The organism is Psychrobacillus soli, from assembly GCF_006861775.1.
In the GTDB taxonomy this organism is placed as follows: domain Bacteria; phylum Bacillota; class Bacilli; order Bacillales_A; family Planococcaceae; genus Psychrobacillus; species Psychrobacillus soli.
In genome coordinates this window covers 1-7031 of the sequence record NZ_VDGG01000054.1, presented here as the reverse complement: position 1 = coordinate 7031, position 7031 = coordinate 1, and the positions used below count along the sequence as shown (strand labels likewise).

The window sequence follows — 7031 nt, the reverse complement described above, 5'->3', positions numbered from 1 at the left end:
TTCTACTCGGAAAGCAATCAAATCAATGTGAGAGCAATCAAAATTCCGATGAAAGCAACCAATTCTTAAAATAGCAAGTTTACTTGATGTGAAACGACTATGATTACGACATATTATAGGAACAATACTCCTTAATGCCAGCAGAACTTGTCAGCTAGCATCTACTAGACCAGTTTGTCTCGTTCGCAGTAAATAATGTCTCTTTCCACTATATTTTGTTCATACTAGACCGTGATCAGGAAAGCTCCCTATTTTTATATTAACCTTCTGCTCACCCCAAAAAGCAAGGTCATTCAAATGTATATTTGAATGACCTTGCTTTTGGAATAGTTTGAACATATAATGATGGTAACAATCAAACGAATATTTGAATGAGGTGAGAAGATGCAAACGAACGATGTGTGTGAAGTAACAAAAGTGCATGAAGATGTGGTGCTTTCCGTAAAACAGCAACTTCCTGATATAACAAACGTTGCGAAGATTTTCAAAGCATTAGCAGATGAGACACGTTTAAAAATTGCGTATGCACTAACAATAGAAGAAGAGCTTTGTGTATGTGACGTGAGTGAAATAATAGGTTCCTCTACAGCAACGGCATCGCATCATTTACGATATTTACGTGATTTATCACTGGCAAAATCTAATCGTAAAGGAAAGTTAGTTTATTATGCATTAGCGGATCAACATGTGAACAAGTTAGTTAAAATTGCGTACGAACACGCGATAGAAGAGGGTGAGAAGATTGGAGAAAGCAACTAAAAAAGAGTTTCGCTTAGAAAATCTTTCATGCGCCAACTGTGCGATGAAATTTGAAAATAATATTAAAAGTCTTCCCAATGTGGATGCAGCAATTGTGAATTTCGGTGCATCCAAAGTCGCTGTTATTGGTAATGTGACCGTACAAGATATTGAAAAGGCTGGGGCATTTGATGGCATTAAAGTAGCGCCTATTAAACAGCGAAAAGAAGAGAAAACGGCCTTTTTCAAACGAAAAGAAAATGTCGTAACGGCCATCTCCTTCGTTTTTTTAGTAATTGGAATAATCGCTTCGTTTATGTATGAGGAAACGCATCCACTTGCCATCGGCTTGTTTGTAATCGCCATTGTAGTTGGTGGATACGATATGTTCAAAAGTGGATTGTTGAATTTATCACGCTTTTATTTTGATATGAAAACGCTTATGACGATTGCGATTATTGGAGCTGCGATTATTGGTGAATGGCGTGAGGGCGCAGTAGTTGTGTTTTTATTCGCTGTTAGTGAAGCATTAGAAGCATACTCGATGAATAAAGCACGTCAATCCATTAGTCAATTAATGGATATAGCACCTCCGTCGGCAACGGTTCGTCGAGGGGATCATTTAGTAGAAGTAGATACGGAATTTATTCAAATAAATGATGTGTTAATCGTAAAACCAGGACAAAAGATTGCAATGGATGGGATTGTTTTGAAAGGGGCTTCATCAGTCAATCAAGCCTCGATTACAGGAGAAGCAGTCCCTGCCTATAAAACAACTGGCGACGAAGTGTTCGCTGGTACATTAAACGAAGAAGGTTCTTTAGAAGTAAAAGTAACGAAAAGAGTAGAAGATACAACGATTGCGAAGATTATCCATTTAGTAGAGGAAGCGCAAGCGGAAAAAGCGCCTTCCCAAAAATTTGTAGATAAGTTTGCAAAATATTATACGCCCGTAATTATAGCAATTGCTTTTTTAGTAGCAATAGTCCCGCCTTTATTTGGTGGTGACTGGCAAACATGGATTTATCAAGGACTTGCGGTATTAGTGGTAGGGTGTCCATGTGCTTTAGTAGTATCCACCCCTGTTGCAATTGTAACAGCTATCGGGAATGCTGCGAAGCAAGGTGTACTTATAAAAGGTGGAATACACTTAGAAGAAATCGGACGTATTCGAGCAATTGCTTTTGATAAAACCGGGACATTAACGAAAGGATATCCGGAAGTAACAGTTGTAGAGTCTGAACATCCAAATGACTTCATACAAAAAGTGATGTCGATTGAAGCCTATTCTCAGCATCCCCTTGCCCAAGCAATTGTGAAATACGGCAAAGCAGAGCATATACATGCCCTAGATGTGGATGATTTTCAATCTATTACCGGTAAAGGGGCAGAAGGAACCGTCCAGGGGAAAAAATGGTCAGTAGGTAGTGTGGCATGGATTCTTTCTATCATCACTGTTCCGACTAAAGTAATTGAGCGGACAGAACAATTGCAATCAGAAGGAAATACAGTGATGCTAGCAGCAGAGGATGGACAATACAAAGGGTTTATTGCAGTAGCAGACCCAATTCGTACAACAAGCACCAAAGTGCTCGAACAATTAAAAGTCGCAGGGATCAAACATACGGTCATGCTTACTGGAGATGACACTCGAACTGCGAATGCAATTGCTGCTAAACTTGGCATGTCAGATGTAGAAGCGGGACTTATGCCAGAACAAAAACTAACAGCTATTAAAGCATTGAAAGAAAAATACGGAGCAGTTGCAATGGTTGGGGATGGAGTAAACGATGCACCAGCACTTGCCGCAGCATCTGTTGGGATTGCGATGGGTGGTGCTGGAACGGATGCGGCACTCGAAACTGCAGATGTTGCATTAATGGCAGATGACTTAGAAAAACTTCCATATACGATACGATTAAGTCGAAAAGCATTGCATATTATTAAAGAAAATATTATGTTTGCTTTAGGGTTAAAGATTATTGCGCTTTTGCTCATTATTCCAGGGTGGTTAACATTATGGATTGCCATTTTCGCAGATATGGGTGCAACACTATTGGTAGTATTGAATTCGTTGAGACTATTAAAAGTGCATAAATAGTACGTTCGGAGGGAAATAAAATGAAGCTTACAGAATGGACAATGGAAGAGCAAGAACAGCTTATCCATTTTATGACGACTAATACTTGGCCGTATCATGGAAATGCACATCCGGCTAGGGAACTAATTGAAATAACAATTGAAGAAGGCGGATATCAATCCGACGAAGTAAAAACGTTTTGGGTAGAAAATGAAGACGATGAACAGGTCGGAATCGTTAAAATTTACGATTTGCAAGACGAGATTCCTTTATTTGATTTGCGAATTGCAGATGAAGCACGGGGTAGAGGATATGGTCCTCAAGCATTGAAAATGGTTGCAGAATATGTTTTTCAACTACCAGAGGCAAAAATTCGTTTAGAAGGTCATACAAGACAAGATAATTTTGCAATGCGTAAAACGTTTGAACGAGCTGGTTTTGTAAAAGAGGCTCAGCTTCGTCAAGCATGGTTTTCTCCAAAAGAAGAATCTTATTATGATGCAGTTACATATGGGATGACGAGGGAAGACTTTTTAAAAGGAACGGCGACTCCAGTAAAATGGGATGATGATTCCCATCCAGAAGTAAGTAAAAAGGAAGACTATTCTTTTTCGGAAGAACTACAAACGGAACGCTTAATCATTCGAGCACCAAAAGTGGAGGATGCAGAAGTAGCGTGGAAAGCGATTATAAGCTCGCATGATGCATTAAAAGAATGGATGCCCTGGGCGCAAACGAAGCAAACGTTAGAACAGACTACTACTAATTTGCGACAAGCGGTTGCTGATTTTATCACACGAAAAGATTTGAGATTGCATTTGTTCTTAAAAGAGACAGGTGAATTTGTAGGTTCCTCTGGCTTACACCGAATTGATTGGACAGTACGTAAATTTGAAATTGGCTACTGGATCGATAGTAAGTTTGAAGGAAAAGGGCTAATGACAGAGGCGGTCGAACGTATTACTCAATTTGCGTTTGAAGAGTTAGATGCAAATCGGGTAGAAATTCGTTGCGATAGTGAAAATGTACGAAGTCGCTCCGTCGCTGAAAGATTAGCGTACACGTTAGAAGGAACCCTTCACTATGATTCTTTATCTTCTGATGGTAAAAAGTTAAGGGATACTTGCATTTACGCTAAAACAAAAGGATAAGTTATACAAAAAAGGTGTTGCCAATTGGCAACACCTTTTTCTAAAGTGATCGTCTTCCCGTTACAAGCTGAATGACGAAAATAATACCGGCAATAATTAATAGTGCGTGGATAAGTCCCCCACCTATTTTTAATACTAAACCTAAAAGCCAAAATACGATTAGTATGACGATAATGGTCCATAATATTTTACCCATATAGAACATCCTTTCCGTTGATACATGTTGTTATTAAAAATTTACCCTTTAAGGTGGAGTATTAAACATTTCATGTATATGGTAAATAATTCTAATGACCATTAGTTGTACTATTTTTTGAATCTGGCAAGCAACAGTAGGAAAAAATGTCTAGAATTGTGAAGGGGCGCAGTATGTAGTAAAATAGACAAAGAAGTGATGAAAGGAAGATGTAAGATGCCAACACCAAGCATGGAAGACCATATAGAACAAATTTATATATTAATCGAGCAGAAAGGATATGCTCGTGTGTCTGACATAGCAGAAGCATTATCGGTATTACCATCTTCTGTAACAAAAATGGTACAAAAACTAGATAAAGATGGTTTCTTAATATACGAAAAATATCGTGGCTTAACCCTTACAACAAAAGGAATGAAACTTGGAAAAAAACTAGTGAAGCGACATGACTTACTAGAAGACTTCTTGCGATTAATCGGAGTAGAAGAAGAAAATATTTATGGCGATGTAGAAGGTATCGAACATCATTTGAGTTGGAATTCGATTGATCGAATTGCCGATTTAGTTTTATTTTTGGAAGAAAATCCAGAGTTGCAATCGAGACTTCTTGCATTAAAAGAAGAAACAAAAGACTAAGAACAAATCCATTTAGTTGGTTATAAGGAGAGCGATACATTTGACAGAACTAGCATCAGGAGAAATTGTAAAATTACAAGTAAAATTACAAGAAGGATCAAAATGGATTCTTCAACATAATGCGATGGAAATTCCCTTAAACGCATCAGAAGCGCCAGAAAGTTTACAAGTAGATGATACGATTGAGGTATTTTTATTTGTAGACAGAAGAGGTAACCTATCCGCAACGACTGAGCTTCCTGCTATACAAAAAGGAACATATGGATGGGCAAGAGTGATTAAAGTTTCTGAAAAAGAAGGCGCTTTTGTAGATATCGGCACTTCCAAAGAGGTCCAAGTAAAAGCAGAGGATTTACCGAAGATCAAAGAACTTTGGCCAGTAAATGGAGACCATCTCTATATGACCCTTCGAACAGATAAAGACGGGGAGCTATTCGGACGTTTGGCAACAGAGGATCGAGTAGAAGAGCTATATATAGATGCCCCAACTACATTATTCAACCAAAATATTCAAGCAAGAGCCTATCGATTACTTCCTATTGGGACGTTTTTACTTAGTGTACCAGAGAACTATCGAATCTTCGTGCATCAATCAGAGCGTGTAGAAGAACCAAGACTGGGACAAGATCTAACGGTTCGAATTATTGATACAAAAGAAGATGGCTCCTTAAACGGATCACTACTTCCACGAAGACACGAGCGCATAGGCGACGATGCAGAGTCAATTTTCCGTTATTTAACTGATGTCGGTGGAAAAATGCCATTCACAGACAAATCAGCACCAGAGGAAATCCAAGAAATGTTCACGATGAGCAAAGCAGCATTTAAACGTGCACTTGGTAAACTTATGAAAGAAGGAAAAATCGTACAAAGTGATGGTTGGACACAATTAAAAGAGTAGAGTAACAAAGGGGTAAAAAGAATCGATTCATTCGGAACTTTTTACTCCTTTTTACGTACTAATGGGAGAGCCAACTGGAAAGGAGTTTGATAAAATGAAAAATTTTTTGCAAACAATAATGGCTATTATACTAGTACTAGGCGTGTTTATTGCTCCGTCTATTGCACTAGCAGACTCAGATGGATCGACAACAGAAGAGGTAGTAAATGAGAAATTTGGTGCACCAATCGTTGTTTACGGTGGCAATCTAACAGAAGACCAAAAGAATAGTGTAAAAGAAAGCTTAAAAATTACAGATAGCTCTGACGTTCAAGAGATTGAAGTAACAGGGCAAGATTTAGTGACCTATTTAAAAGACGGAGATGCATCTGCTAGAATGTTTTCTTCTGCGAAGATTACAAGAAAAGATGCGGGAAAAGGGCTTGTTATTAACATCGTTACACCAAATAATATTACAGAAGTAACATCGGAAATGTATGCCAATGCAATGCTAACAGCTGGCATTCAAGATGCAGTCGTTGAAATTGCAGCACCTAAACCAGTTACTGGTCATTCGGCATTAGTCGGTATTTACAAAGCGTATGAAGTAACAGGTGGAAAGCTTGATACGGAACGTACAGATGTAGCAAGTGATGAGCTATCCGTAGCGACCATACTTTCAAAAGAAGCAGGTATTGATGAAGCAAAAGTAAGTGAATTGTTAACAGAAATAAAAAAACAAATTGCAGAACAAAATCCTGTTTCTCGTGAAGAGGTAGAAAAAATTGTATCGGAGCAGCTCGCAAACTTGAAAATTGAGCTTTCTGAAAAAGATCGTCAATTATTAATCGATATTATGGATCGTATTCGTCAACTAGATATCGATTTTAGTAAATGGTCCGATCAGTTAAATGATTTAAGTAAAACAATTGAAGAAAAAGTCGGTAATCTTGTAGATAACGAAGGTTTTTGGGCAAGTGTTAAAGAATTCTTTAATAATTTAATTGATTCTATTCGTTCTATTTTTAACTAAACAGCACATCCTAATTATCAATAAGAGATAATTGGGATGTTTTTTGTTTGAGGAAATTAAAAAGTTTCTGTAATTGTATAGTTTTCTCTCAGCTCATAAGATCCGCCTCTGTTTAGGGAGGTTGCGCGGTAGTGCGTTGAATGAGTGTCCGCTGGGATTTACGCTGCTGGGCGGACGCTTTTCGTGGGGTGAGCGATGAGCCTTCACCGCCGCGCCTGCGCGCGTCCGCCTGAGAAGTCTCATTTTGCTCACACAGAGGAACAAAGGCTAAAAACGCCACATCGTGTGGCAACGCCTTCGTGACCAACATCCTGTTG

8 protein-coding genes are annotated in these 7031 nt (G+C 38.5%); 6 read left to right on the top strand and 2 right to left on the bottom strand.

All coding sequences use genetic code 11. The annotated features are described in order from the left end of the window. Nucleotides 1–384 precede the first annotated feature (384 nt). The 3 genes from FG383_RS18010 to FG383_RS18000 are packed head-to-tail and all read left to right on the top strand — an operon-like array spanning nucleotide 385 to nucleotide 3969. The gene (locus FG383_RS18010; protein ID WP_142608789.1) at nucleotides 385–759 is read left to right on the top strand and encodes an ArsR/SmtB family transcription factor; all 375 of its coding nucleotides are present in this window, start codon (nucleotides 385–387) and stop codon (nucleotides 757–759) included. Beyond that, entirely contained in the window at nucleotides 743–2839 is a 2097-nt protein-coding gene (locus FG383_RS18005; protein ID WP_281285359.1) for a heavy metal translocating P-type ATPase, read from the top strand. Before FG383_RS18010 ends, FG383_RS18005 begins: the two co-directional genes overlap by 17 nt. Before the next feature lie 20 nt (nucleotides 2840–2859). After that, entirely contained in the window at nucleotides 2860–3969 is a 1110-nt protein-coding gene (locus FG383_RS18000; protein WP_142608788.1) for a GNAT family N-acetyltransferase, read from the top strand. 40 nt (nucleotides 3970–4009) lie between these two features. On the opposite strand, the gene FG383_RS17995 is transcribed toward FG383_RS18000, so the two are convergent. Beyond that, entirely contained in the window at nucleotides 4010–4165 is a 156-nt protein-coding gene (locus FG383_RS17995) for a lmo0937 family membrane protein (protein ID WP_142608787.1), read from the bottom strand. A 216-nt stretch (nucleotides 4166–4381) separates the two neighbouring features. Here FG383_RS17995 and mntR point away from each other — a divergent pair, with 216 nt between their 5' ends. From mntR to FG383_RS17980, 3 genes are all read left to right on the top strand, one after another. Further along, nucleotides 4382–4801, top strand: a complete 420-nt coding sequence (gene mntR, locus FG383_RS17990; protein WP_142608786.1) for a transcriptional regulator MntR — start codon at nucleotides 4382–4384, stop codon at nucleotides 4799–4801. Between the two features lie 40 nt (nucleotides 4802–4841). Continuing rightward, nucleotides 4842–5702, top strand: a complete 861-nt coding sequence (locus tag FG383_RS17985) for a CvfB family protein (RefSeq protein WP_142608785.1) — start codon at nucleotides 4842–4844, stop codon at nucleotides 5700–5702. Between the two features lie 94 nt (nucleotides 5703–5796). Continuing rightward, nucleotides 5797–6714, top strand: coding sequence for a DUF1002 domain-containing protein (locus FG383_RS17980; RefSeq protein WP_142608784.1), 918 nt, complete (start codon nucleotides 5797–5799; stop codon nucleotides 6712–6714). A gap of 112 nt (nucleotides 6715–6826) precedes the next feature. On the opposite strand, the gene FG383_RS21170 is transcribed toward FG383_RS17980, so the two are convergent. Then, on the bottom strand, nucleotides 6827–7031 hold a 205-nt coding region (locus FG383_RS21170; protein WP_221887539.1), incomplete at its 5' end, for a hypothetical protein.